Source organism: Alkalihalobacillus sp. MEB130 (assembly GCF_032335535.1).
Lineage (GTDB): Bacteria > Bacillota > Bacilli > Bacillales > Bacillaceae_D > Halalkalibacter.
Genome location: NZ_JAOANA010000003.1, coordinates 290,142 through 316,751 on the forward strand (window position 1 = coordinate 290,142; position 26,610 = coordinate 316,751).

23 protein-coding genes are annotated in these 26,610 nt (G+C 37.4%); 14 read left to right on the top strand and 9 right to left on the bottom strand.

Translation table 11 applies throughout. From position 1 onward, the window contains the following. The first annotated feature begins 110 nt into the window (after nt 1-110). Nucleotides 111-3,707: a CheR family methyltransferase gene (locus N0O92_RS04975; RefSeq protein ID WP_315613545.1), complete on the top strand. Its 3,597-nt coding sequence runs from the start codon at nt 111-113 to the stop codon at nt 3,705-3,707. Between the two features lie 60 nt (nt 3,708-3,767). Here N0O92_RS04975 and N0O92_RS04980 read toward each other — a convergent pair whose 3' ends face one another. Continuing rightward, complete coding sequence (locus N0O92_RS04980) at nt 3,768-4,391, bottom strand: hypothetical protein (RefSeq protein ID WP_315613546.1); 624 nt, start codon at nt 4,389-4,391, stop codon at nt 3,768-3,770. Next, the gene (locus N0O92_RS04985) at nt 4,382-5,053 is read right to left on the bottom strand and encodes a cobalamin B12-binding domain-containing protein (RefSeq protein WP_315613547.1); all 672 of its coding nucleotides are present in this window, start codon (nt 5,051-5,053) and stop codon (nt 4,382-4,384) included. Before N0O92_RS04985 ends, N0O92_RS04980 begins: the two co-directional genes overlap by 10 nt. Before the next feature lie 227 nt (nt 5,054-5,280). On the opposite strand from N0O92_RS04985, the gene N0O92_RS04990 reads away from it, so the two are divergent. After that, nucleotides 5,281-5,574 (top strand): IDEAL domain-containing protein, encoded by a 294-nt coding sequence (locus tag N0O92_RS04990; protein WP_315613548.1) that lies wholly within the window; start codon nt 5,281-5,283, stop codon nt 5,572-5,574. 132 nt (nt 5,575-5,706) lie between these two features. Here N0O92_RS04990 and N0O92_RS04995 read toward each other — a convergent pair whose 3' ends face one another. Continuing rightward, nucleotides 5,707-5,886 (bottom strand): hypothetical protein, encoded by a 180-nt coding sequence (locus N0O92_RS04995; protein WP_315613549.1) that lies wholly within the window; start codon nt 5,884-5,886, stop codon nt 5,707-5,709. A 247-nt stretch (nt 5,887-6,133) separates the two neighbouring features. On the opposite strand from N0O92_RS04995, the gene N0O92_RS05000 reads away from it, so the two are divergent. From N0O92_RS05000 to N0O92_RS05025, 6 genes are all read left to right on the top strand, one after another. Next, on the top strand, nt 6,134-6,760 hold the full coding sequence (locus tag N0O92_RS05000; RefSeq protein ID WP_315613550.1) for a TetR/AcrR family transcriptional regulator: 627 nt from the start codon (nt 6,134-6,136) through the stop codon (nt 6,758-6,760). Between the two features lie 26 nt (nt 6,761-6,786). Next, entirely contained in the window at nt 6,787-8,337 is a 1,551-nt protein-coding gene (locus tag N0O92_RS05005) for an acyl-CoA carboxylase subunit beta (RefSeq protein WP_315613551.1), read from the top strand. A 62-nt stretch (nt 8,338-8,399) separates the two neighbouring features. Further along, nucleotides 8,400-10,415: a methylmalonyl-CoA mutase family protein gene (locus tag N0O92_RS05010; RefSeq protein ID WP_315613552.1), complete on the top strand. Its 2,016-nt coding sequence runs from the start codon at nt 8,400-8,402 to the stop codon at nt 10,413-10,415. A 23-nt stretch (nt 10,416-10,438) separates the two neighbouring features. After that, complete coding sequence (gene scpA, locus N0O92_RS05015; RefSeq protein WP_315613625.1) at nt 10,439-12,571, top strand: methylmalonyl-CoA mutase; 2,133 nt, start codon at nt 10,439-10,441, stop codon at nt 12,569-12,571. Nucleotides 12,572-12,662: 91 nt separating this feature from the next. Further along, nucleotides 12,663-13,688, top strand: coding sequence for a methylmalonyl Co-A mutase-associated GTPase MeaB (gene meaB, locus N0O92_RS05020; protein WP_315613553.1), 1,026 nt, complete (start codon nt 12,663-12,665; stop codon nt 13,686-13,688). Nucleotides 13,689-13,756: 68 nt separating this feature from the next. Continuing rightward, nucleotides 13,757-14,809, top strand: coding sequence for an EAL domain-containing protein (locus N0O92_RS05025; RefSeq protein WP_315613554.1), 1,053 nt, complete (start codon nt 13,757-13,759; stop codon nt 14,807-14,809). Between the two features lie 92 nt (nt 14,810-14,901). Here N0O92_RS05025 and N0O92_RS05030 read toward each other — a convergent pair whose 3' ends face one another. Further along, a complete protein-coding gene (locus tag N0O92_RS05030) occupies nt 14,902-16,659 on the bottom strand; it encodes a B12-binding domain-containing radical SAM protein (protein WP_315613555.1) in 1,758 nt (585 codons plus the stop codon). Between the two features lie 137 nt (nt 16,660-16,796). Further along, a complete protein-coding gene (locus N0O92_RS05035; protein WP_315613556.1) occupies nt 16,797-17,480 on the bottom strand; it encodes a GerMN domain-containing protein in 684 nt (227 codons plus the stop codon). A 220-nt stretch (nt 17,481-17,700) separates the two neighbouring features. Between N0O92_RS05035 and N0O92_RS05040 the strand changes: the two genes are divergently transcribed. Next, a complete protein-coding gene (locus N0O92_RS05040) occupies nt 17,701-18,786 on the top strand; it encodes an AI-2E family transporter (RefSeq protein WP_315613557.1) in 1,086 nt (361 codons plus the stop codon). Between the two features lie 43 nt (nt 18,787-18,829). Beyond that, the gene (locus N0O92_RS05045) at nt 18,830-19,195 is read left to right on the top strand and encodes a rhodanese-like domain-containing protein (protein WP_315613558.1); all 366 of its coding nucleotides are present in this window, start codon (nt 18,830-18,832) and stop codon (nt 19,193-19,195) included. 112 nt (nt 19,196-19,307) lie between these two features. Here the strand turns inward: N0O92_RS05045 and N0O92_RS05050 are convergent, their stop codons facing one another. Further along, complete coding sequence (locus tag N0O92_RS05050; RefSeq protein ID WP_084138963.1) at nt 19,308-19,439, bottom strand: DUF3941 domain-containing protein; 132 nt, start codon at nt 19,437-19,439, stop codon at nt 19,308-19,310. Nucleotides 19,440-19,564: 125 nt separating this feature from the next. On the opposite strand from N0O92_RS05050, the gene N0O92_RS05055 reads away from it, so the two are divergent. From N0O92_RS05055 to N0O92_RS05070, 4 genes are all read left to right on the top strand, one after another. Continuing rightward, nucleotides 19,565-19,840 (top strand): hypothetical protein, encoded by a 276-nt coding sequence (locus tag N0O92_RS05055; RefSeq protein WP_315613559.1) that lies wholly within the window; start codon nt 19,565-19,567, stop codon nt 19,838-19,840. A gap of 170 nt (nt 19,841-20,010) precedes the next feature. Next, on the top strand, nt 20,011-20,790 hold the full coding sequence (gene yjfP / locus N0O92_RS05060; RefSeq protein ID WP_315613560.1) for an esterase: 780 nt from the start codon (nt 20,011-20,013) through the stop codon (nt 20,788-20,790). 3 nt (nt 20,791-20,793) lie between these two features. Next, the gene (locus N0O92_RS05065; RefSeq protein WP_315613561.1) at nt 20,794-21,624 is read left to right on the top strand and encodes a YitT family protein; all 831 of its coding nucleotides are present in this window, start codon (nt 20,794-20,796) and stop codon (nt 21,622-21,624) included. Nucleotides 21,625-21,639: 15 nt separating this feature from the next. Beyond that, on the top strand, nt 21,640-22,119 hold the full coding sequence (locus tag N0O92_RS05070; protein ID WP_315613562.1) for a BsuPI-related putative proteinase inhibitor: 480 nt from the start codon (nt 21,640-21,642) through the stop codon (nt 22,117-22,119). 50 nt (nt 22,120-22,169) lie between these two features. On the opposite strand, the gene N0O92_RS05075 is transcribed toward N0O92_RS05070, so the two are convergent. The 3 genes from N0O92_RS05075 to N0O92_RS05085 are packed head-to-tail and all read right to left on the bottom strand — an operon-like array spanning nt 22,170 to nt 26,594. Then, nucleotides 22,170-22,340: a hypothetical protein gene (locus tag N0O92_RS05075; RefSeq protein ID WP_315613563.1), complete on the bottom strand. Its 171-nt coding sequence runs from the start codon at nt 22,338-22,340 to the stop codon at nt 22,170-22,172. Nucleotides 22,341-22,345: 5 nt separating this feature from the next. Beyond that, a complete protein-coding gene (locus N0O92_RS05080) occupies nt 22,346-25,345 on the bottom strand; it encodes a DEAD/DEAH box helicase (protein ID WP_315613564.1) in 3,000 nt (999 codons plus the stop codon). Next, a complete protein-coding gene (locus tag N0O92_RS05085) occupies nt 25,335-26,594 on the bottom strand; it encodes a hypothetical protein (RefSeq protein ID WP_315613565.1) in 1,260 nt (419 codons plus the stop codon). The genes N0O92_RS05080 and N0O92_RS05085 overlap by 11 nt, the downstream gene beginning before the upstream one ends. Nucleotides 26,595-26,610 lie beyond the last annotated feature (16 nt).

Genomic DNA, 26,610 nt, shown 5'->3' on the forward strand with positions numbered 1-26,610 from the left:
GTAGAGAAAAATGATATTTTGCAGGAATTTTTCTTCAAATAAAGAAAAGTATAACGATAAAATCGGATATTTCAGTGGTATTTTTAAAGAAAGTAGTTGGTGATCGTACAATGATTAAAGATGAGCTAGAAAATCAACAGGTGGATAGTGTAACAGAAAGTGCAAGCATCCATGTTGTTGGGATTGGAGCCTCCGCTGGCAGCCTTGAAGCATTAGAAAATTTATTTGAACAAGTTGATCATCAACCTATGTTAACCTATGTGGTTGTCCAACATCTATCACCTAAATTTAAAAGTTACATGGACGAGTTATTAGCCAAAAAAACGGATCTACCTATCTCTCACATAAAAAATGGCATGAAACTTGAAGCTAATAAAATATATTTGGCACCGCCACGGACGTTAATTGATATTGAGAATGATGTTTTTCGAGTGAAAGAGTTATCAGAGAAACCAACTCTTTCCTTTCCAATTGACCATTTCTTTAAGTCTTTAGCCAAAAAGAAGGATAAGGGAATTGCTGTCATTTTATCCGGTAAAGGAAATGATGGTACGGGAGGTATAGCTAGTGTGTTTGATGCTGGCGGTACAGTCGTGGTTCAACAAAAAGCAAGTGCTAAGTTTGAAGAGATGCCTCGATTTGCAATCGAATCTGGGAAAGTAGATTATATTGTTACTCCGCAAAAGATGGCTGAGATTTTTGAGAAAGTAATCGATCAACAACCGAATAATCTACTGTTTACAGAACATATAGAAGATCGGGATACTCTCCTCGTTTTAGAGCAAATTTGTTCATTAATACAGCGTAAAAGCGGAATTAATTTCACCTGTTATAAGCGTAATACTATTTTACGAAGAATTGAAAAGAGAATTCAAATCAACCAGCTTCCTTTTCGTAGTTTGGAAGAGTATAAAGAATATTTGATTGATCACCCAGATGAAATTGTAAAGTTACAAAAAGACTTACTTATTAATGTTACAGAATTTTTTAGGGATGAACAAGCTTTTCAGATTATTGAAAACCAAGTGTTACCTGCTTTGATTGATAAAAAGAGAAAAGAGAATGATCGAGATATCCGAATCTGGGTTGCTGGTTGTTCAACAGGGGAAGAAGCGTATTCAATTGCTATTTTGATTCAAGAATATTTAGAGTTCATTGACGAAACGTTTCAGGTAAAAATCTTTGCGACAGATTTAGACCGTGATGCGATTGGCAAAGCCAGTGTCGGAGAGTATGCAGGACAAGCCATTGTCGGAGTTTCTAAAGAGCGACTTGAGCGCTATTTTGATTACGATGGTTCCTCTTATCAAGTGAAAAAAGAGATACGTAGAATGATCATTTTTGCACCACATAACATTGCGAAAGACTCTCCTTTTGTTAATCTAGACTTAGTTAGTTGTCGGAATATGTTAATCTACTTTCAGTCTAGTCTTCAACAAAAAATCTTGTCAATGTTTCACTTTGCACTCAAAAAAGACGGGTATATGTTTTTAGGGCCAAGTGAAACAATTGGAAAGCTGACAGATATGTTTGAGCCAATCCATCACAAATGGAAAATCTTTAAATATGTAGAGTCATCTCACGGATATTCGAGTGTAATCCAAACTCCAAAGCATCCAAGAAAAGCTACAGTAGAGAGATCCAATATACTATCAGCTTTTCAAGAGCGTAGGTCTAATACTAATTCATTAAATCCTATCTATTCGACTTTAATTGAACAGTTTGTTGTACCTTGCTTAGTGGTGAATGAGGAAAATGAAATAGTCATTACTGGGGGCAATGTTCAAAAATATGTAAAGTTGCCGAACGGAAACGCTACGATGAATGTGTTAAAAATGGTCCCAACGAATTTATCAGTTGCGATTGGAACAGCTTTAAAGCGGGTACGTAGTGAGCAAGAAGAGGTATGTTACCACCATATCCGAGTATTTGATGGAGACGATAAAGAGTTTGTAAATTTAACGGTTAAGCCTTTTTATGAGAACAATGATACTTCGTCTTCTCTTTCCATTATCTTGCTTGAAAAGGAGAATAAGCAAGAGTTAACGATGTCACTTTCACTTGAAACAAAGCAATATGATTTGGAGAGCAATGTTCAACAGCTTATGGCTGATATGGAAACCGAATTGATTTATACAAAAGAGTCGATGCAAACATTGATTGAAGAATTGGAAACATCGAACGAAGAATATCAATCAACGAATGAAGAACTTATTGCAGCTAATGAAGAATTACAAAGTTCAAATGAAGAGCTACAATCGGTTAATGAAGAATTAGTGAATGTCAACTTAGAGCATGAAAAGAAAATCCAAGAATTACGGGATTTAAATAACGATATGGATAATCTATTAATTAGCACGAATATCGCTACATTATTTTTAGATGAAAATTTAAATATAAAGCGGTTTACACCAGAAGTAACAAAGTTAATTAATTTAATTCAAGTTGATATTGGTCGTCCTGTATCCCATCTTTCTCATAATTTAAAGTATGATCATTTAATCGAGGACGCTAAAACGGTTTTACAGACTTATCAAAAGCAGGAATTCGATGTCCAATGTAAAGAGGGCAAGTGGTATCGTCTTCGGTTACACCCGTATCGTACAAAAGAAAACTTTATTCGTGGTGTAGTCATCACTTTTGTAGATATAACAGAAATGAAAACGATGAATGAAGCGTTAGAAATTAAGTCTTTTGCCTTAGAGCAAAGTCCTGCAAGTATTATGATGGTGGATGATACGGGAACAATTGATTATGTGAACCGAACATATGAAAAAAATGTATATAAATGCAAAAATGATTTACTTGGACATTCTATTTTTGAATTATACGATAGTGATCAAGCAAAAGAGACGTTAACCGAAGCTTGGCAATCAGTGAAGCAAGGAAATCGTTGGGATGGAACGTGCATGTATGTTACAGACCAAGGAGAAGAAAGATGGGAAGACGTTACGTTTATGCCTATCTTAAATCACTTTAATGAGCTAAAACGTTTCTTGCGGGTTGCTGAAGATATTACAGAAAAGCGAACTACAGAAGATTTGCTAAGAAAATCTGAAATGTTATCTGCTTTAGGTGAAATGGCTGCAGGTATTGCACATGAAATTCGAAATCCTTTGACTGCATTAAAAGGATTCTTACAATTGATGCAAGCTGAAAACAAGGGAGATCAACAATATTTAAGCATTATGTCGAACGAATTCAACAGAATTGAATTAATTATTAATGAATTGCTTGTCCTTGCGAGGCCGCATGCGGTTGAATTTGAGAAGCAGGATGTGACATCAATCTTAAAAGATGTCATTATGCTACTAGAAACACAAGCGATCATGAATAATAGTCAATTAGTTCATAGATTTGAAGAGGAACTTCCTTTTATCAATTGTGTGGATAAAGAGCTGAAACAAGTATTTATTAATATTGTTCGCAATGCGATTGAAGCAATGCCAAATGGAGGAAATGTTCATATTTCTACATCCATTGAAAAAGACAAAGTGAAAATTCAATTTAGAGATGAAGGCAAAGGGATTCCAAAAGAACGATTAAAAAGAATTGGTGAGCCATTTTATACAACAAAAGAAAAAGGAACCGGTCTTGGCATGATGGTAAGTTATAAAATTATCCAAAGTCACAAAGGATTCATGAAATTTGAAAGTGAAATTGGAGTAGGGACGACGGTTACTATTTTATTGCCTATTCAGGAGTAAGCTCAAGAAAGAAGGAAATAGAAAAGGGTGAATCAAATAAATGAATTTGATTCACCCTTTTTACGTTCGGTCCCGATTAGAAGCAGCTAATAGGTAATGAATGATTGAACTAATATCTGTAAGCTCTCTAGTTACTATATCTAAATATTCACTTTTTCCAGCTTCAATTAACTCAGGTCTAAGTACACTAAGAATATCAAGTACGGTATCCACCTTGGTAGGTATATCTTCTAGTGAACCAACATATTCACTTAATGATAAGCGGTTCAGGTCACTTAATTTCACATTAAGAATAGATGGAAGAAGCTCTTTACGAATGTTTGCTTCGTATTCGTGAAAATCGATCGAATGTAATTGCTCACGAAGACGATGAAGAATTTGATTCGACTTTTGATACTCCTTATCTTTTTCTATGCAGACGACATAGCCAAACTCTTCTTCCCATTGAACATAAATTTGAAAAAGACCAAACGGGTTAGAACGTGTTTTCATATTTAGCTCAAACGATTCATTGCTAGTAGGGGAAAGTAAGAAGTTATAGACTTTTTGTTTGCTCTCTGCATCTACTAGTTCAAGGAAACTACTAGATGAGTGAAAAAATTCTTGCGCTTTTTGTGAAGTTGATACAATCTCTAGTTGTCGATTCACTTTAAACATCGGTACAGGGACGGTTCTCAAATCCAAATTACCTCCTCCTCTTCATTCGTCTGTAACGTTTCTTTTTCGAACCACATACGTATTTCTTGAAGTGAGTAAATAAATTGAACGGACTTACTTAGGATAAAATTCGTATCAATGGAAGGTCCTATACGACTTCCTACTAGGATCGTCAAGCTTTCTTTTTGTTCTTCTAATACATGTAGATAGTCTTTTAATTGGGGAAGTTGGGTTGATAGAGACAGAGATATCCCAACAACCTCTGGCTTGAAATTTTGTACGGTATATAGCATATATTCCAGAGGTAAATTAGGACCTAAAAATCTCACATCCCACCCTTCTTCTTGAAAAAGGGCACTGACCATTTTGATCCCTAAATAATGCTCTTCTCCCTCTAAACAGAAAAAAATAGCTCGTTTTTGTTTTTCAGCCTTATTCTGTTGTACAAATTGAAACGAATAACGGCTTAAGATAAAGTCACACACTCCCGTAGCAATATGTTCATCTGCTACGGTAATTTCATTTTTCTCCCATAATTCACCAATATAATGCATAGCGGGTGTAAGGAGCTGTTCATATATATAATAACTGTTCATGCCTTCATTAACATGTTGTTGTACGATCATCCAACTAGCATGGATGTCACCGTCTAAGAAGGCATGTGCTAGTTTCTTGCTGCTATCATCCATAGGTTTTATCCTTTCTGAATTTAGAAAAAGACTGTGTTGGATATAAATCATACTATAAATAGATTATATACTACGAAAAAGATTAAGAGAACCGTCACGAACGAGAAAAGGTAGTTTATAAGATTTAAAATATAAATCATTAAATTAGCTAACTCTGATATAAAAAGGTTTGAAACATTGATTATCAGGGTATCTTAAATAGTAACAGAAAGTAGGAGGGATTGAAAATGATAAATGACTTTGCAATGGATCCAACTGTTAGAAGACAATTACATGTAATTAAAAGCTTACAATCTCGTTCAGATGACACAGTACAATCCCTTTATGCACAGGCTATCTTAGAATATTCAATCTACCAATTTAAAAAGACAAAACTTATCGAAATGATTGACGATGCTCTAAAGGAAAAAAACGAAGCGAAATTCTATGAAATAACAACAGAATACAAGCAATGGATTGAGTCCCATAAAAAAGGGAAGACTGTAAAAGAGGATGGATTCGAATTGCATTTACAATTTTAATAAAAAAGACCAGGTTTTCTCATTAAGAATCTGCACGTAGCGTACATACATGTACCATGATCATAAAAGTAGCTTTTAAAAAATACTACTTAAAAGGGCAGAAACTAGGTTTTGAGAAACCTGGTTATTTTTTTAGTCTGTTAAAAGGTTGTATGCATTTGTAAAAATAGGATCTCCTGTAATATAGCTTCTAAACAATAGGTGAAGAGCCTGATCTTCATCTCGAGTAAATTGTAGTGCTTCTTCAAAAGCCTCTGTTAAAAAACGATCATGTCCAAGTAATCTTTTCATTCGATCGCGCTGGTATGTCATTAGAAACGCTCCTTTTTTAATTTGTTAGCATTTATTCTCCCCAATGAACATAACTTGAAACAATACACGTTAAAACAAAATATACAGTTGTTTTTGAAAGCGTTTACAGTTACGTATTGACAATAATCTGAACTTTTTGTACAATTTATACAGACTGACCAGTCGGTTAATTTAGTTCATTAAGTTATCCGTGTTTCATCTTATTATATTCTGACAAACAAAAATTGGGAAGGTGGCAAGCAAAAAATTGAAAAAAAAACCAACGAAAGAACGTATTATTGAAACCGCTCTCCTGTTGTTTGAAGAGAATGGCTTTCATGCTGTTACGGTTGATCGAATTGTGAAGGAAAGTAATTCATCAAAGGGTGGGTTTTATCATAATTTCAAATCAAAAGACGAATTGTTATATACCGTACATGACTCGTTTATTACATACATCCTTGATAAAGCAGAAGATGCCTATAATCGTTACTCCACTCCAGCTGAGCGTTTGTATGAAACCGTTCGATCGTTTGTTATGATGTTTGAATTGTATCGACCACATGTTACTGTTTTTTACCAAGAATCTCTTTACTTGAGTGAAGAATATTATGAGACGATCAAACGCAAACGAAGACGTTATAAGAATATGATGTTCCGCCTTGTTGACGAAGGAATTGCTTGCGGGGACTTTAGAAAAGAAATTCCTGTCCCGATTACATCGATGGCTATTTTTGGGATGACGAACTGGACTTATAAGTGGTACAAGGAAACGGGGCAATACTCTATTCAAGAAATAGCCAATATCTACGCAGATCTAGTAATGAATGCAGTGTTAACAAAAGAGGCTAGTTCAAAACCAGAATACGCACGCTTTTTTCTGACGAGTGAGTAAAAGTGGAAGACAAAAGGGGTGTTCAAATGGATATGTTTGATTATATACAGGACATGGAAAATCGCCGTGATAAAGTAATGAAAGGAGGAGGACAAAAACGTATAGATGCTCAACATAGCCGTGGAAAGTTAACGGCTAGGGAAAGAATTGATTTATTGTTAGACAATGAAACATTCGTAGAATTGAATCCTTTTATTGAGTTTCGTGGAGACACCTTTCGTTCTGATGATGCCCCTGGTGAAGGAGTAGTAACTGGTTATGGCAAAATTCACAACCGATTAGTTTTTTTATTTGCCCAAGACTTCACGGTTTTTGGAGGAGCTCTAGGAGAAATGCATGCCCAAAAAATTGCAAAAGTGATGGATTTAGCAGCGGAAAACGGAGCTCCCATCATTGGATTAAATGATTCAGGAGGGGCACGTATCCAAGAAGGAGTCTTATCATTAGATGGGTATGGGCATGTATTTTATCGCAACGCTATCTATTCAGGAGTCATTCCACAAATTTCGGTCATCATGGGACCGTGTGCAGGTGGGGCCGTTTACTCCCCGGCTATAACTGATTTTGTTTTCATGGTAGAAAAAACGAGTCAAATGTTTATTACTGGCCCAAAAGTAATTGAAAGTGTAACGGGAGCAACTATCAATTCAGAAAATTTAGGAGGAGCGAAAGTACATTCAAGTGTAAGTGGAAATGCTCATTTTACAGGAAAGACAGAAGAAGATGTGTTAAATGAAGTCCGAACATTAATGCAGTTCTTACCATCTAATTTTGAAGAACGGACACCTTACGTATCACCGAAGCAAATACGTCCAGTAGACGAACGGATTAATGAACTATTAGACCTGGTCCCGGTTGATGGAACAAAAGTCTATGATGTTAGAAAAGTCATTAAAAAAATAGTAGATGATGAAGAATTTATGGAGGTCCAACCTTTCTTTGCGAAAAATATGGTCATTGGTTTTGGAAGAATTCAAGGAGAAACGGTAGGAATCGTTGCGAATAATCCCAAAATGATGGCAGGTGGTTTGGACATTAATTCATCAGACAAATGTTCAAGATTTATTAGGTTATGTGATTGTTTCAATATTCCTATTATTACCTTTGAAGATGTAAGCGGATTCATACCTGGGATTCAGCAAGAGCATGGAGGCATTATCCGTCATGGTGCTAAAATCCTGTACGCTTATTCAGAAGCTACTGTACCAAAAATCACAGTAATTGTCAGAAAGGCGTTCGGTGGTGCATATGTTGCATTAAACAGCAAAGCGATCGGTGCTGATTTGGTTTTTGCTTGGCCGAACGCGGAAATGGCAGTGATGGGACCAGAAGGAGCGGCAACAATCATCTATGCAAAAGAGATTAAAGAAAGTGCGAATCCTGAAGAGAAGCGTCAACAAAAAATTAATGAATATCGCCAACGTTTTGCCAATCCCTATATTGCTGCAGCACATGGCTTGGTTGATGATGTTATTGATCCTAGAGATACGAGAAAAAGTCTAATACAAGGCTTAGAAATGTTAAAGAAGAAGAAAAAACACCTGCCTAAAAAAAAGCATGGAAATATGCCGTTGTAATGGAGGATTTCATTTGTGAAGAAGGGGGGGAGCGGTGTAGCTATTTAGCAACCGCATAAAAAATGGATTTGACGTTTGAAGATGATTTTCCAATTCCCACATATGAACAATGGCGTAAAGTGACCGAAACATCATTAAAAGGAAAAGCGTTTGAGACATTGCAAACAAAACTTCTAGACCAGATTGTACTTCAACCGATGTATCAAGCAAAAGACATCGAAGAGAAGGAAATGTTGGGATATGAGGCCGGAGTGTTTCCTTTTGTAAGAAGCACGAATGTTAACCCAGTACCCTTCTTAATCAGTCAAGAAATAGGGGCTGCAACTCCTAAGCTTTTACATGGGAAATTGAAGCATGATTTAGGAAGAGGCCAAAATGTTATTCATATATTACTAGAAAATGAGATGAAAAATGGAAATAAGCCGATCCGTCAAAAGAGTAGATCCAATGTTCCTTTGTTCAATCTACATGATGTAAAGGAAATGGTCGGTGATATAGATGTGTCATCTATACCAGTTCATATTGATGCAGGTGTTGTGAGTCTGCCACTTTTAGCTGCAATGAGTCAAACGACTAAAAGGTTAAGTGGAACAATTGGCTCAGATCCGCTTCATCAATTAGTGAAAGAAGGAATGTTGTTATATTCATTAAACATGAGTTATGACTTGATGGCTATGGCTGTAAAATGGGCGTCTAACAACCATACTTCATTACGAACAGTTCTTGTTCAAAGTTATGCTTATCATAATGGAGGAGCAAGCCCCGCTATGGAAGTAGCAATTGCCTTGTCGACTGGGGTTGAATATGTTGAGGCTCTCATAAAAAGAGGGGTTTCGGCAACGGATGCAGGGAAATCGATCACCTTCTCTTTCTCAATTGGTAGTAGTTTCTTTACTGAAGTTTCTAAAATAAGAGCAGCACGGTCACTTTGGGCTGTGATTATGGCTGAGTTTGGAGCCGAAGAAATAGGCCAAAAAATGAATGTGCACGCTAGAACCTCCTCCTTTACGAAGTCAAAAGAAGACACATACGTAAATCTACTAAGAGGAACGAGTGAGGCTTTTGCAGCCGCTGTAGCTGGAGTGAATAGTCTTCACGTCAGTGCATTTGATGAACCATTGCAAGAGTCAACAGACTTTTCTAGAAGAATTGCTAGAAATACGTCCTTGATTCTACAGGAAGAAGCCTATCTTAGAGCAACGGTCGATCCGGCTGGAGGTTCTTGGTATGTTGAATCTTTAACGCAACAATTAGCAAAAAAAGTGTGGGAGCAATTCCAAGAGATTGAGCGAGAAGGTGGTATGTCTCAATCTTTACAACTTGGTTATATTCAAAAAAAGATCAATCGTTACTGGGAAGTGCAGGTTAAGGATGTTAAGTATAGAAGAACCACAATGGTTGGCGTGAATCGATATGTGAATGTGAACGAAAAACAACCACCAAAACCGCCTAGAGTGGAAAAAGAGAAAGATGCCTATTTCAATGAAGTAGAGAAAATTCGAGAAGTTGAACATATGAAACGACCGACGACAATGGAAGATGTAATAACTATGATTAGTCAGAACATGCCATTTCATCAAATTCATGATCAGTGGAAAGCTCAGTGTGAAGCAATTAAAATTGATTGTGTTCCACAAAGGCGTTTGGGAGAGCCTTTTGAAGAGCTTAGAGATCGGAGTAGTCATCTTGAAAAAGTAAATAAAATCGTTCCAACGATTCAGCTAATACGCTTAGGCTCGTTAGCTTCTCATAAAAATCGAGTAGATTTCATTCAAGAATGGTTTCAGTGCGGTGGGTTCCAAGTTGAAGTTTCAGACATCGTTGAAACAGTGGAAGAAGCACGAACGCAAGGGTTTCAACAGCAAATCGTTGTGATATGTGGCAATGATGAAAGCTATGCCCAGTTAGTCGAACCTTTGATGAAACAAAAAAAAGCTGAAACGATCTTTCTTGCCGGTCTACCTAAAAATCAAGATGAACTTCAACAAATGGGGATTGATGGTTTTCTTCATGCAAACATGAATGTCTATCAATTTTTATACGATGTACAGGAACAGTTAGGGGGAAGTTCACATTGACACAAAAACCAGCTTTTCATACAATGGATTTTCCTTCCTTCAACCATACGTTAGCAGCAAAGCATGTTGAGACTGCTTCACCTACTCAAACAACAGAACAAATTCCAATTAAACCCGTTTATACGAAAAAAGATATAGAGGAAATGAAGCATTTAGACTATGTGTCTGGAATCGCGCCGTTCTTTCGTGGACCCTATCCAGCCATGTACAAAACTCGTCCTTGGACAGTTCGTCAGTATGCTGGTTTTTCAACAGCTGAGGAGAGCAATGCATTTTACCGACGAAATCTAGCTTCTGGTCAGAAGGGGTTATCAATTGCTTTTGATCTAGCGACACATCGAGGCTATGACTCTGATCATCCTCGTGTAGTTGGAGACGTGGGAAAAGCTGGCGTTGCGGTTGATTCTATTTTGGATATGAATGTATTATTTGCTGGAATTCCTTTAGACCAAATGTCGGTATCGATGACGATGAATGGGGCCGTTTTGCCAATTATGGCTTTTTACATTGTTGCTGCAGAAGAACAAGGTGTCCCACCAGAAAAGCTAACTGGAACTATACAAAACGACATATTAAAAGAGTATATGGTAAGAAATACTTATATTTATCCGCCAGAAGCTTCCATGAAAGTGATTGCGGATATATTTGAATACACGTCTAAATATATGCCAAAGTTTAATAGCATTAGTATTTCTGGCTATCATATGCACGAAGCTGGAGCAACAGCAGATATTGAACTCGCCTATACGTTAGCAGACGGGTTAGAGTACGTCAGGACAGGGATTAGGGCAGGACTTGATATAGATCAATTTGCACCAAGATTGTCTTTCTTTTGGGCCATTGGAATGAACCATTATATGGAAGTAGCGAAAATGAGAGCTGCGCGGCTGATTTGGGCCAAATTAATGAACACATTTCAACCGAAAAATGAAAAATCTCTCGCTTTGCGGACGCATTCTCAAACATCTGGATGGAGTTTAACAGAACAAGATCCTTATAACAATGTTATTCGTACGTGCGTTGAGGCGATGTCAGCGGCTCTTGGACACACTCAGTCATTGCACACCAATGCATTAGACGAAGCAATTGCATTGCCAACTGATTTCTCAGCAAGAATTGCTCGTAATACACAGCTTTACTTGCAAGATGAAACTGGAATTACTAATGTATTAGATCCTTGGGGAGGCTCATTCTACGTCGAATCATTAACACATGAGTTGATGAAAAAGGCATGGGCTCATATAAAAGAAGTGGAAGAACTCGGGGGGATGGCCAAAGCAATTGAAACGGGACTGCCGAAGATGAGAATTGAGGAAGCTGCTGCTAGAAGGCAAGCACATATCGACTCTAGAAAAGAAACGATTATTGGAGTGAATAAATATCGCTTAGAGAAAGAAGAGCCTATTGATATATTGAATATCGATAATACAGCTGTTCGCACTGCACAACTAAAACGTTTAGAAGCATTAAAGAAAAATCGAGATGAACAAGAAGTGCAGCATTCTCTTGAAGCATTAACTAATTCAGCTAAAAGCGGGCAGGGGAATTTATTAGAATTTGCGATCCGTGCAGCGAGAGCTAGAGCGAGCCTAGGTGAAATTTCAATGGCGTATGAGAAAGTGGTTGGTCGTCATAAAGCAGTCATTCGTTCCATTAGTGGTGTGTATCGTTCAGAGTTTGGAGAGGAAGAGGAAATGAAAGTGATTCGCCAAATAACAGATCAATTTGCAGAGAATGAAGGAAGAAGACCTCGAATAATGATTGCCAAAATGGGGCAAGACGGACATGACCGAGGGGCAAAAGTCATTTCAACCGCATTCGCTGATATGGGTTTTGATGTGGATATTGGTCCATTGTTTCAAACACCTGAAGAAGCGGCAATGCAAGCGGTAGAGAACGATGTTCATATTATCGGAGTCAGTTCTCTTGCAGCTGGTCATAAAACGCTGCTTCCTCAAGTGGTTAAGGAACTCGAGAAGCTAGGAAGGGACGATATCCTTGTGATCATTGGAGGAGTGATTCCTGCTCAAGACTATCAATATTTAAAAGAAAATGGAGCAGCGGCAATTTTCGGTCCAGGTACAGTGATTCCTGTAGCGGCTAAACAAATAATGGCTGAATTAAACAGAAGATTAGGATATGAATCAGAGAAATAGTCAAGCCAAGTAAGATGAGCCAACGCGTGTTCTAAAAGAGGAGAGAACTCTTTTAGAACACCTTCCTTTGCTCTTTGAACAAGGAGGAGTTATGAAAAGAGAGACCAATCACAAAAGGGGAGTACTAACGACTGAAGATTACATTGTAGGCGTAAAAAACAATAATCGAGCCATTTTAGCGAGAGCAATTACTTTAGTGGAGAGCAATGCAAAGAGGCATTTTCATATCGCGCAAGATGTCCTTAGTGCACTCATACCTGAGACAGGAAACTCAATTCGCCTTGGTATTACCGGAGTCCCAGGAGCAGGGAAGTCAACATTTATAGAAGCACTAGGTATAATGCTTTGTGAACAAGGTTTCCGTGTTGCTGTATTAGCCGTAGATCCTTCAAGCTCACTTTCACGTGGGAGTATTCTTGGCGATAAAACGAGAATGGACCAGCTATCAAGGCATCCAAATGCGTTTGTCCGACCGTCTCCTACCGGTGGAGCGTTAGGCGGGGTAGCAAGAAAAACAAGGGAAACATTGCTTTTATGTGAAGCTGCAGGCTATGACTTTATTATCGTAGAAACGGTTGGTGTCGGCCAAAGTGAAGTGACGGTTCGCTCTATGGTCGATTGTTTTTTAGTATTAATGTTAACCGGTGCTGGTGATGAACTGCAAGGAATGAAAAAAGGGATTATGGAAATGATCGATATCATGCTTATAAATAAAGCAGATGGTACGAATATCCAAAAAGCAGAGCAAGCAAAAGTGGAGTTAACACGAATTCTACATTACTTGCCTCAAACGTCAGAAGGGTGGCAACCTGAAGTACAGACGGTCTCAGCGTTAACTGGGAAAGGAATAAAAGAATGTTGGAAATCGATAGAAACGTTTACTGAAAAAATGAAACAAACGCAACAATTCGAGCAACGAAGAAAAAAGCAGGCCACAAATTGGTTCTACTCGTTAGTGGAGGAGCAACTTCTTTTAGACTTTTATTCAGATAAAAATGTTAAGAGCGAATTACCGCATTTAGTAAAGGCTGTGGAGAATGGTCACATTAGTCCGACTAAAGCAGCGTTCACTCTATTGAGGAACATGTACAAAGATGATGCAGAACTTAAACAGTAGTATCTTTGCACTAGTAAATCAGTTACAATAATACTATATCAATAGTGTAAATTATGGAGGTCGATTATGTGACAGAGTGCCAAAGATGCAGCCAGTTTCCAGACTTAGAATCAGAGGGGGACTTATTGTTTCAAAGTAAAAATCCAAAGGTTATGGAACTCCTTGGCGGCCTTTCTAGTGAAAAAATGGAAAGGCAAAATACGGTTTTGTTTCGATATAAATCTTACAATCAATTAGAAGAGATTATGAGGGAAATAGAAGAATCTTTTGCAAATGAGGAACTAGATCAAGTATTTGGGACGTACTTGAGTAATAGTAATAAAGATATGCGTTTTGTGAATATGACTTCATTTCCTATGCTTCATGAACGTATAAAAAATCGTGACTATTTAACAATTATTAATCAAAGAATGTTTACGCAACATATGCAACCAATTGTCCACCTGCAAAAAGAGGGAGTATTTGGGTATGAGTTTTTGCTAAGACAAATGCCACAAGGTTTTTCTTTTTATCCAGGCGAATTGTTTTCTTTCTCACAAAGGGCAGGCTTACAGTCTAATTTAGATAGTCAAGCAAGAATTGCCTCGATTGAGGTAAGCTCAAAAATACTAAAGCGCGGTATAAAGCGTTTTATTAATTTTTTACCTTCTTCCATTTATGACCCGACTCATTGTTTAAAGAGTACGTTTCAGGCTGTTGAAGCATATAATGTTGACCCGAACGACTTAGTGTTTGAAGTTGTAGAAACGGAAAAAATTGATAACATTGATCATTTAAAGAACATATTTCAAACGTATCAAGATCATGGAATAAACGTAGCTTTAGATGATTTAGGCTCTGGATACGCAACGTTGGACGTATTAAAAGAGCTAAAACCTAATTATGCCAAAATAGACCGAGGGTTGATTGACTATTGTGATCAGAACAAAGAAAAACAATCTCGAATCAAAGCGATTGTGGAAATTGCTCAAGATCATGGAATGATTTTGTTAGCTGAAGGAATTGAACGTATAGAAGAAGCGGAGTTTTGTCAACAGCTAGGGATTCCATTGGCTCAAGGTTATTATTTTGGCAAGCCAAGTGAGGAGCCATTAGTTCAAGATCAAGTACTTAGTCTTTAGAGAGAAGCGGGGCATCATTCTTTTCTTAAGTCAAAGTGGTTGAATAAATAAAGCACATTTGAGTAGGAATTCCTATCAAATGTGCTTTATTATTATTTGACTTTCGCTAAATGAAGGTTCTCAAGTGGAACCGTGAACACCGCTGATTGATTTGTTTTCGGATTGAAAAAGGCAATGAGCAAACTTACTTGTTCTGTAAAGGTTTCATCTACTAGATGAAGTGGAATGCTCTCAATCATTGTATGTTTGTGTAGCTCTTTTTCAGTAAGTTTTAAAGAAGCAAATGATTGTGAAACTAGTGAAGGATCTTCAGCTAGAATTTTTAAATAATGAGATTGCTCTTGTTTTGACAAAGAAAAATCCCACCATGTTTTACGAGGCTTATGCTTGTGATTTTGGAAATAATCAACCATCATTAAAGCTCGAATGGTTTCTATACTTGTTTTGTTTTGGCGAGCACATAAAAATTGATCGAGTCTTTTAAATAAGTCTTCTAGTTGATGACCAATTCGAGCCCATCCTCGCTCGTCCCAATAATCGCCAAACTCCTGAAAGAAATCAAATGCAGAGTCAAATTCGTGTTTGACCAAGTATTCGACCGTTCCATCCATACGATGATCGTTCCAATATTTTTCTAGTACATCTTCGACACGTTTGATTCGAATTATTTCATCAAACGTAAGCACATTGTTTTTCAATATTTCATATGGAGAATGGTCCATATACACATAGTCATGCTGCTCTGCTCGCAATCGTAAACCAGTTCCTCGAAGCATTTTTAAGAATCCTAGTTGCAATTCTTCAGGACGCATCTCGAACACATCGTTAAATGTTTTTCTGAAAGATTGGTAATCTTCTTCTGGCAACCCTGCGATCAGATCTAGGTGTTGGTCAATTTTTCCGCCTTCTTTGACCATCGTGACCGTTCGTTTTAGCTTCTCAAAATTTTGGCGCCTCATAACAAGTTCATTCGTAGCATCATTAGTTGATTGAACACCGATTTCAAAGCGGAAAATTCCAGCTGGTGCGTTCTCATTTAAATAAGATAGAACCTCTGGTCGCATAATGTCTGCTGTGATTTCAAATTGAAAGACACAGCCTTGATGATTCTCAATAAGAAATTGAAATATTTCTAGCGCATAATCTCGCTTAATATTAAATGTACGATCAACAAATTTAATAAGCTTGGCTCCACTTTCGATTAAAAACAGAAGGTCAGCTTTTACTCTCTCGATATTGATATACCTAACTCCAACTTCTATGGAAGACAAACAGAATTGACAGCTATAAGGACAACCACGGCTCGTTTCAAAATAGGTGACTCGTTTCGTTAAACCATCTAAGTCCTCAGGAAAACGGTAAGGAGTTGGTACGTCATCAAGTTTCAGTTTCGGCCTTGGTGCAGTAATAATTACTTCAGACTCCTTACGGTAAGCAAGACCGAATACCATATGATACTTTTTCGTCGTACTGATCTCCTCAAGCAATTGCTTAAACGTTTCTTCTCCTTCACCTACGACGATAAAATCTACGTTTTCTAGGTTTTCTAACCACTCTTTTGTATCATACGACACTTCAGGACCACCTAATACGATTAGTGTGTTAGGCAATACCTTTTTTAGCATATTAATCACTTTTATCGTTTCTTCTATATTCCAAATGTAGCAACTGAATCCAATTACACCTGGTTTACGATCATAAAGATCAGAGACAATGTTCATAACTGGATCCTTAATCGTATACTCGACCATTTCTATTGGGAAATCAGGCTCTGCATATGCTTTAAGACATCGTAGAGCTAAGCAGGTATGAATATATTTAGCATTCAACGTCGTTACGACGGTTTTCATGTTGTACCCCTCAATTCTCTTTCATTCGTTACGTACTGTATCATACCATAATTCGACTTGGAACTTAAATGAGTGTTCTAGTAAGGGAAAAAGAGGAATAAAAAAAGGATGACCTTTTCGTCATCCTTTTTTGCAAATTAGTTCACTTTTTCGTAATCCTCAGGGTTTTCAGCTACTATTGGTACACTTGTATCAATGTGACCGAACAATTCTGGATGAATCTCTCCATCTACTAAAATTTGCGTTTCATTAAAACCAAATTGTTTCATGGCCATAGCAATTTGCTGTACCAACATATACTCAGTGCCAGCACCAACGTTAGCTTCTAGCAATTCGCTAGAAAAAGAAACATGAGCGACTTCTTCGATTTCTTCAACAGAAAGTACTTGAACTCCGTTTGGAAGAAGCGAGACTAGACCTTCTTCTGTTGGACCACTGATCCAGGCACCTAGAGTTGCTTTGAATAGCTCGTCATCGCTAACTTCTAATTGACGTTCCACTCTATACATATCTTCAACCATATCATCAGAGAAAATAAGCTCAATTGGTGTAACCGTTGTTTCGTTTACAACCTCTTCGTCATTTGATGCTGCATCTTCTGTTTCATTAGCAACCGTATCTGGCTCTACTTCAATTTCTTCTACTACTTCTACTATTTCTTCAGTGATTTCTTCTTCTTCTTCAATTAGTTCACTAGATTCATCTGTTTCAACCTCATCAAGTGTCGGCTCTTCGCCACTGTTACTAGCTGTACCTTGTCCACATGCACCAAGAAAAAGGATGAATAATGCTAGTGTAAGAAACATCCCTATTTTTTTCATGTTCATTCCCCCTTGTTCTTGTAAAACACAAATTTCCATCCACTTAAATTCTACATTATTCATGTCGAATTTCAATGACTATTTTCGACATAGGTATAATAGTCTAGATAAGTAATAAAATGAAATGAAGAAAAAAATCATTTTTCCTATATGCAAAAGGAGAAGAATTCGGAAGAAAATGGTACAATAAAAAGAAGTTCTGTTAGGAAGGATTTTGCTAATGCCACAAACGAAAGCGTTCCGTATTGGATATGGACTCGTATTATTATTTCTAATAATTTATTTAGGATCATTGATTGAGTGGGTGTTCCGACCTATCGTTGTCTTAGTACAGACACTTTTTGCACCCATTATTCTAGCTGGGGTTCTTTACTATTTACTTCGGCCTTTTGTAAACTTACTTTCTCTTAAATTGCCAAGGTCCGTTGCTATTTTGATTTTATATTTAAGTGGTATTGGACTAGTAACGGCATTAGTCTTTATTATTGGGCCTGAACTACAAAAGCAATTTTATAGTTTTTCTCGTAACATGCCAATTTTCATCAACGAAATTCGTGATATGTTTATCAATTTGCAAGCGAACGAGTATGTTTCACGCTTTCAAGAAGGGGAAAATTTCTCTATAGAAGAAATCACGATGGAGTTTGCGAATTATATTAACAACTTTGTTGCGAATTTAGGGCATAACATTGCTTCGTTTCTCGGTTTTTTCTTTAATGCATTACTCATCCTTGTCATTATCCCGTTTGTTTTGTTTTATATGTTGAAAGAGGGAGAGAAAGCGCCAAATCAATTTTTGAAATTGCTTCCTGAAAAAAGACAAAATGAAGGGCGAGAAGTGCTGCGAGCAATGGATGTAGCATTAAGCTCCTATATTCAGGGGCAAATATTAGTTAGTATTTGTGTGGGGATTCTTGCCTATATTGCTTTCTTAATCATTGGTTTAGATTATCCACTTGTTTTGGCACTCGTTGCGATGTTTACGAATGTGATTCCTTTTATTGGTCCGTGGATTGGAACGATTCCTGCTGTCATTGTTGGATTGCTTCATTCACCATTAATGGCATTATTAGTTATTGCCGTTGTCATCATTGTTCAGCAAATTGAAAGCAATTTAATATCTCCACAAATTATGGGACGAAAGTTGCAAATTCATCCGTTAACGATTATATTCTTGCTTTTAGTAGCGGGGAGATTTGCAGGTTTACTTGGTCTTTTAATTGCAGTACCGACCTATGCGGTATGTAAAGTGTTAGTATTGCATATTTATCGTCTTTGGTTATTAAGAAATACAACAATTGATTAAACTATGGTATGGTCGAGGAAAAGAAAATAGATGAGGTGATCAAGTGGCTTTTGAACAAGACGGAATTAAGCAAGTAGAAGTAGAAGAGCTGAAAGAGTTAGTAAACAGCAAATCAAAAGATCCTATTATTATTGATGTACGGGAATTGGAGGAATATGAAGAAGCTCATATCCCAGGTTTGCCTTTAATTCCAATGCAAACAATCCCGATGGTGATGGATCAGTTAGATAAAGATCAAGCCTATTTATTTGTATGTCGCAGTGGAGGTCGAAGCCAAAATGTAGCACTTTACCTTCAAAATCAAGGGTTTACAAATGTTCAAAATTATTTTGGTGGAATGCTTGCTTGGGATGGAGAGGTAAAGTCAGGTCCTGAGTGGATCGTAAAAGATGTAAAAGAATTGAAATAAGTGAGTAAGATCGCCTTTGTTGGCGGTCTTCTTCTTTTTTACAAAGAAGAGGGGCTAGCCCTTTAGGAAAAAGGGTTCCCAAAAGGCATCACATTTTGATACGTTTGCTATTTTATAGGTGATCTGTTTTCTTAGAATAACTGTGCTTGCCATGCTCAGCGTTCTCATGTGCCTGCTCATTTTTTTGACGATTTAATGCATTATTATCTTTTTTCTTTTTATTATTATCTCCTGTTCGAGACATGTGTTCACCTACTTTCTGATCATGTTCCTCTATAGATTGTCCGAAAATAAAGAGGTTATGAATGATGTTTAGACAATATGTCAGAGGGTATAGTCTTTGTAAGCATACAAAAAGGGGAGATTATAATGGCGAACAAATCGATGATTGCATCCGTGGTAACCGCAGCTGCTACAACGATTTTACTTGGGAATCGAGAAAGGCGAGCCAAAATCATTCAAACCGTACAGAATTTGTATAAAAAAGGATTAGGAAAGTCGAAGGAAAAGCACGATAGTCAGATAAAAATTGGTCACTCTCATCCATATGATTATGAAGATAACAAAATGGTAGGCGAAGGAGCGTTGACCAGCGTACAGCATTATAATCAAATGCAACAGAAAAATCACTCGGAAAAAAGCTAAAAAGAGAATAGAAAAACAAGCTTGTAGGAGACCTGTCTCTTAGCAAGCTTGTTCTTTTTTTTAGACAAAAGAGAGATTTCTTGTGTCAAGCGAAAGATTTTGGTAAAGTGAACTGATTAAATTGGACATGCTATAATTAGTAAAATTGTTTAAAAAAGGATGATTTTATAATGATTACGATAATAAATGAAACGATTGCGCAAGTTCCATCGTTACATGTAGTAAAAGAAGAGTATCGATTAGAAAGAGAGATACCGACGATATTTTTCTTTCATGGATTTACAAGTGCGAAGGAGCATAACTTACATGTTGCTTATTTACTCGCCGAGAAAGGATTTCGAGTGTACTTACCAGATGCTCTTTATCATGGTGAGCGAAGTCAAGGTGAGACAGGAGCTCAGCGAGATCTTGCCTTTTGGGAAATTATTTTAACATCTATTCACGAATTAGGCTTAATGAAACAAGAATTAGAGAAGAACTCAACAATCGGAGATCGAATTGGAGTCATTGGAACATCTATGGGTGCGATTACGATGTTTGGAGCATTAACCCAGTATCCATGGATTCAAACAGCTGTATCATTTATGGGAACAGCGTATTATGAGCCATTTGCAAATGGGTTGCTACACACAGCAGAAAAACGAGGGCTGTCTATTGAAGATAGCATGAAAGAAGAGGTATTAAGGAAAATAAAACCGTTTGATTTATCAACGCAATTAGATAAACTGGACGGTAGGCCATTATTTATGTGGCACGGGAAAGATGATCAAGTTGTTCCTTATCCGTTTTCAAAGAAATTATATGAAGAACTAGAAGCCAACTATGAACAAACTCCAGAAAAACTTCAGTTTCTAGCAGAAGAAAAAATCGGTCATAAAGTATCGAGAAGAGCGATACTACAATCGGTCGATTGGTTTAGTCAGCATTTACAAACAAAGGTGTCTTCATAATAGATGTCAAGAACAATAGAAGAAATTAAAAAGATAACGGCTGTTGTACTTGGTGCCTTGTTTTTAGCAGCTGGTTTAAATTTTTTCTTAATTCCAGCTAATGTCTTTGCAAGTGGGTTTACTGGGGTTGCCCAATTACTTGCGACAGTCATTCCACTTTCTACGGGAATTATGCTCTTTCTATTGAACATTCCTGTTGCTATTTTAGGATGGTTGAAAATTGGGAAAAGCTTTACCATTTATAGTTTTATTAATGTGGTTCTAACTACTTTCTTCTTGGAAGTATTGCCAGTATGGGCTTTTTCACCAGATATTTTGTTAAATGCTGTCTTTGGTGGTGTGATTTTGGCATTTGGAGCTGGTATTACTTTGAAATGGGGCGCTTCCTCTGGCGGTCTCGACATTATTGCGTTAATATTATCTAGAGTAAGCGACCGACCAGTTGGCGTGTACTTTCTAGTCTTAAATAGTATCATTGTGATTACTGCTGGATTGCTATTTGATCCTGAGCAAGCTTTATATACACTTGTAGCCTTGTACGTGTCCTCAAGAGTGATTGATGCGGTCTATACTCGTCATGTGAAACTAACGGCAATGATTGTGACGAAACAAGCAGAAGTGCTTAGAGAAGCGATACATGAGAGAGTGACGCGGGGAATTACAAGAATTCCAGCAAAAGGCGGATACACGTATGAAGATAAAGAAATTTTGATGATTGTGATTACACGCTATGAATTATATGAACTTAAGAAAGTGATTCAAGAAGTTGATCCAACAGCTTTTACGAACATCGTTGAAACCGCAGGTATATTTGGTTTCTTTCGAAAAGAATAGAAGAGGTGATTTTATATGAGAAGATTATCTTGGCTTTTGTCTATAGTTTTGTTACTCAGCGCATGTGGACAAGGAGCGACTGCACCTCTTTCAAATGGAGAAGGAGATGAGGGAGTGACAGATTCTAATTGGATTTTTACAGTTGAGGCTGAACAAATAGATAAGGAGTTAGTTGTAACCCTGCTTATTAAAAACAACCAAGAACAAGCCGCTACGATCGATTTTTCTTCTGGGCAAAAATATGAGCTTGTCTTAGTTGCGGAAGATGGGACAGAGGTGTATCGTTATTCTGATGGAAGAATGTTTACAATGGCCCTTGTACATGAAACATTTGAGCCTGGTGAATCAATGGAATTTCAAGAGAGAATTAATGTAGAGGATATTCCTAAAGGGGCATACACTCTTGAAGCACAACTTGTTTTAGCAGCTATTGATGGAGAGACTTGGACAGAAGATGGAACATTCGAAAAGCAAGTGAATGTCACAATTGAATAAATAATGCAAGGCGCGAAAGAAGTCAACTGATTTCTTTCGCGCCTTTTATATTACTCATGCTCGACTGAAAACCATTTTTGCCTCGCCTCTTCACGTATGGCCTGTTTTAAGGCTTCATACTTTTCGTCTTCCGAAGGGTCAGAAGTCAATCGCTTTGAGTTTGGCATATTCATATCTTTTCCATACCAAAATGGAGCTTTGTTCATTTCTTGTTTCGCCAATTATATTACCCCTTTCTAGTAGGGACCGTCAGTTGAATCAGTTCAATAATTTCATCATTTGATAGCTCGGTAACACGCTGTTCTCCTGCAGCTAATATTTGATCAGCTAATTCTTGTTTCTTTAAAAGCATTTTATCAATGCGTTCTTCAAGTGTGCCAGTCGTAACAAGTTTGTGAACCGTTACGTCTTTTGTTTGTCCAATTCGATAAGCGCGATCGGTTGCTTGATTCTCAACAGCAGGGTTCCACCAGCGATCATAATGAATCACATTGGTTGCTGCTGTTAAGTTTAACCCAACTCCACCTGCTTTTAATGAAAGAACAAAAAAGTTGATATGTTCGTTTGATTGAAACGCTTGTATCGCTTCTTGTCTTTTCTTTCTCGTCAAACTACCGTGTAAAAACGGAACCGTTTGTTGGAAACGGTCTTCCAGAGCATTTGCTAATAATGAGCCCATTTCTTTGTATTGAGAAAAAATTAAAACCTTTTCTTTCTTATCATAGAGGTTTTCAATGAGTTTGAAACATTCATCCCATTTGCCAGATTCGTGTTCCTCGAGTGAACGCTCCTTAAGAAAGTGAGCTGGATGGTTACAGATTTGTTTCAGCTTTGTTAGACTTCGCAGAATAAGGGCGCGTCTTTCAAAAGCTGAGACCTCGGAAAGCTTCTCGACAATATCATCTACGACAGCTTGATAGAGAGCTGCTTGTTCAACAGACAAGTGAACATGATGTACTTTTTCCTCTTTTTTTGGAAGACCAAGTTGTAAAGACTCGTCTGATTTTTTTCGTCTCAAAATGAGAGGGTGTATTAATTTCTGTAACTTTTTTAATTGTTCTTCATCTCTATCCCGCTCAATGGGCTTCATAAAGGTTGTTTGAAAATCATGATAGGTTCCTAAATAAGCAGGATTTAGTACATCTAACAATGACCACAATTCTCTTAGTCGATTTTCAATAGGTGTCCCGGTTAACGCAATTCGATGCGTAGCTTGAAGCTTTTTTATGACTCTTCTTTGCTTTGTTTCAATGTTCTTAATATGCTGTGCTTCATCTAGTATCAAACCATTCCATGTGAAATCCTGAAAAAGGTCTGTATCGCGCACAATCAATTGATAAGATGTAATGATCACATCCCACTTAGATACGTGTAACTCTTCCTCATTAAGTCGAGTTGGACCATGATGGACAAAGACTCGGAGGGAAGGAGCGAACTGCTCACATTCATGAACCCAATTGTATAATAAAGATGTTGGACAAATGAGTAAAAATGGGATCTTTTTCGTACCAGCTTCTTGCTGTTTTTTTAGAACATAGAGAATATAGGCAATGGTTTGAATTGATTTTCCAAGACCCATATCATCTGCCAAACACCCACCAAATCCACTTCGTCTCAAATGAGCAAGCCATGATACTCCTTCATGTTGATAATGTCTCAACTCTCCTTTAAGTTCGGTTGGAATTTGAATTAAAGAAGGAGAAGATGTATATAGTTCTTTTATTGATTTGGTTAATTCACTTCCCCAGGACACATCGAAGTCGATATCTGATTCGAACTCTAACTCGTCCTCTAGTTGATCAAGGCGCCATGCTTCTAAAAAGGAAGTTCCCTCTTCCATTCCCTCTAAATAAGTAAGTAGTTTATCGGCTAATGAACGGTCCCATGCCATCCACTCTCCATTCGTATATAAAAAAGGACGTTGCCCATCAACGAATTCTTCAAATTCTTTTTTACTGATTTTTTGATCCCCTAGAGCTACATCATATGTAAAGGAAGCAACACTTTGCCAATCAAGAAGGGGTTCGCTTTGAGCACTATTCTTTTCTGGTTGTTGTATGGTTAGCTTAACTTGCGGCTTTTTCTTCTCTGTCATCCATTTAGGGACGATAAGATGGAAACCTATTTGTTTTAACCAGTCATCTGATATCGTAAACAGTTCATATGCTTCTTCAGGTTGTAACAACAAAGTAGGTGCAGAAATCCGTAATGGTTTTAGTACATCCAGTTTCTCTTGAGCTTTCTTTAAGTCAATTTTTAGCTGAGCAATAGGGTTTTCTCGCCAAGGATGCTCTCCTTTTTCTAATTGATCCATCTCAACCATTAGAGAGGTGCGTCTGCGATCCACCATACAAAGAGAGACTTTCCAAGCACCATTTTTAGAATCGGGTTCTTTTAACGCCAATCCAGAAATAAAAGGTTTTGTTTGAAGAAGACCAATTTGTTGCTGAAATACTTCGTTTGTTAAGGAAGTCTCTACCTTTCCGACTTCTTTTAGCTGGCTAACAAGCGGCATCCACTTCTCATCTATCGTTGATTGCCAATTTGAGTACGCTTCATGAACGGATGACTCTTGAAGAAGCGAGCGAATCATCGAATCAGTTATGAGCGTAACAAGGTTTTCTAACTGTGATGGTGTCGTAATACCTGTTGATTGATTTTGTATATAAGCCGTATTTTCTCGAATTGCTCTCCCTGATAAAGGAATGTAATCAAGCCATGCCTGTGCCACGAAGTCTTCCAATTGCCATTGTCCTGATGCTGTAGGAGAGAAGGCGCCATCTGTTATCGATTGCTGAATAGACGAAAATAGATCCATCCATCTCAAAAAGTCCGGAGCAAGTTCGATGTCTTTTTCTTTTTTCCATGTTTGAAAAAGTGGAAAATAGCCGACTAGTGTATCGATTGAAAAGACAAGCCCTTCTAATGGAAACGAATATTGATTCATATTTTCTTGAGCTTGATATACCGTCATTTCACCGGCTAGTGAAGAGTACACTCTTGATTGAATAGGGACGTCAATAATCGCTTTATCTGTTTCAATAAAAGTCCCGTAAAATGATCGTTGATCAAATTGAAATAGGTGAAGTTTTAGCTCGAATGGTGAATGCAAAAAAGGGTATTGAAAGTTCACAATTTGGTCAAAGCGCGATGTTGGAGGGCGCTCTCCCCAAATGAAAAATTGTTCATCTAACCATCCACCATGAATAATGATCTTAGAGGCCAATTCGCTTCATCTCCTCAACAAACGCTCGGTACGTTCGATACATTTTCTTTAATCGTTTTACATACGAGGCAAAAAGGATTTGATCTTCTTCCTCGACATACAATGATTGAAGTTCTTTTAAATAAGAAGCAGCTTGCTCATAGTAAATTCGCGACTTTTTTTCTACTAGCCTAACAATAAATTGATGATAGACAGGTCTAGCTAATGCAATATCATGTGATTGGATCGCCTGCAATAGTTGTACTTTTTCTTCTCGCAATCTTAGTGGATCCCGTTCATGTTTTAATAAATACCTAACGGCTACTTCATACTTCTTGTAATGAAGTAATAGTTTTTCATACGTTTTTGCAGCTTCAAGTTGATGAAGACGTTGTTCGAGTTCTGGTAATAATCGATCAAGCAAATCTTCTTGCTGTTCTAATGAAAGATGCTTGCTATACGTTTGAAATCGTTCAAAGTTAGGAGATAATAACCATCTTTCCCAAATAAGCTCTTGCTCTTTTGAACTTACTGGTAATACCGAGTTCATCTCATCTACATATTTCTGTAAAGACCCATAATGACTGTTTTTCTTTTTGGCGTACAACGTATGAACCCATTGCTTCATTGTTCGCCAGCGCCCTCGCTCTTTTAATAATTGGAAATGTAAGGTTGCCTCAACCTCTTTAAGGGAATTCCCTATCTGTTGTAGGACGGTTAAAGCTGTCATTTCTTTTCCTGCTAATAAAGCAAGATAGCTATATGTAAGAGCCAGTTCTCGTGAACATGTTACTGTATCAATCTTCTTTGTTAAACGACTGTATGCTGCGTCGATATGCTCCGTAGGCATTTGTTGTACCAATTGTAAAAGAAGAGATGGCCATGGAGCTAATTGCCTTTGTTGATTTTCAATGACAAGGTTTAGCAATTTGTTAATAAACTGTCGGTATTGACTCGGTTCAATGTTTCTCACTAAATCGAGAATGTCATGACTAAGAGACTGAAAAAAATAAGAGAATCTGCGCTCGAATTCCTGATAATTCCCTTTTAATAATGTGTAGGTATAGATTCCTCTCATGTAAACGAGAAGAGCTACCCAAGGTTCGTCTCGATTAGGTTTGTTTACTCGATTTTTGGCATCGTTACAAACTAGTTCAAGGTTTCGATTATTTACATATCTTGAGGATGTAAGTAGTTGATATGTATGAGTGATATCTTTTTCAAGCTCAAGATATAATTCCGACTCTTCTTGAAAAAGCGAGCTATTCATAAAAGTCTCACCTCTT

Bases quoted from the DNA above. Each gene is read 5' to 3' on its own strand.
- scpA (WP_315613625.1), top strand. From the start codon at position 10,439: ATGGATTTTCCTTCCTTCAACCATACGTTAGCAGCAAAGCATGTTGAG.
- N0O92_RS04990 (WP_315613548.1), top strand. From the start codon at position 5,281: ATGATAAATGACTTTGCAATGGATCCAACTGTTAGAAGACAATTACAT.
- N0O92_RS05065 (WP_315613561.1), top strand. From the start codon at position 20,794: ATGTCAAGAACAATAGAAGAAATTAAAAAGATAACGGCTGTTGTACTT.
- N0O92_RS05040 (WP_315613557.1), top strand. From the start codon at position 17,701: ATGCCACAAACGAAAGCGTTCCGTATTGGATATGGACTCGTATTATTA.
- N0O92_RS04975 (WP_315613545.1), top strand. From the start codon at position 111: ATGATTAAAGATGAGCTAGAAAATCAACAGGTGGATAGTGTAACAGAA.
- N0O92_RS05050 (WP_084138963.1), bottom strand. From the start codon at position 19,439: ATGTCTCGAACAGGAGATAATAATAAAAAGAAAAAAGATAATAATGCA.
- yjfP (WP_315613560.1), top strand. From the start codon at position 20,011: ATGATTACGATAATAAATGAAACGATTGCGCAAGTTCCATCGTTACAT.
- meaB (WP_315613553.1), top strand. From the start codon at position 12,663: ATGAAAAGAGAGACCAATCACAAAAGGGGAGTACTAACGACTGAAGAT.
- N0O92_RS05085 (WP_315613565.1), bottom strand. From the start codon at position 26,594: ATGAATAGCTCGCTTTTTCAAGAAGAGTCGGAATTATATCTTGAGCTT.
- N0O92_RS05030 (WP_315613555.1), bottom strand. From the start codon at position 16,659: ATGAAAACCGTCGTAACGACGTTGAATGCTAAATATATTCATACCTGC.
- N0O92_RS04985 (WP_315613547.1), bottom strand. From the start codon at position 5,053: ATGGATGATAGCAGCAAGAAACTAGCACATGCCTTCTTAGACGGTGAC.
- N0O92_RS05010 (WP_315613552.1), top strand. From the start codon at position 8,400: ATGGATTTGACGTTTGAAGATGATTTTCCAATTCCCACATATGAACAA.
- N0O92_RS05035 (WP_315613556.1), bottom strand. From the start codon at position 17,480: ATGAAAAAAATAGGGATGTTTCTTACACTAGCATTATTCATCCTTTTT.
- N0O92_RS04995 (WP_315613549.1), bottom strand. From the start codon at position 5,886: ATGACATACCAGCGCGATCGAATGAAAAGATTACTTGGACATGATCGT.
- N0O92_RS05070 (WP_315613562.1), top strand. From the start codon at position 21,640: ATGAGAAGATTATCTTGGCTTTTGTCTATAGTTTTGTTACTCAGCGCA.
- N0O92_RS05055 (WP_315613559.1), top strand. From the start codon at position 19,565: ATGGCGAACAAATCGATGATTGCATCCGTGGTAACCGCAGCTGCTACA.
- N0O92_RS05005 (WP_315613551.1), top strand. From the start codon at position 6,787: ATGGATATGTTTGATTATATACAGGACATGGAAAATCGCCGTGATAAA.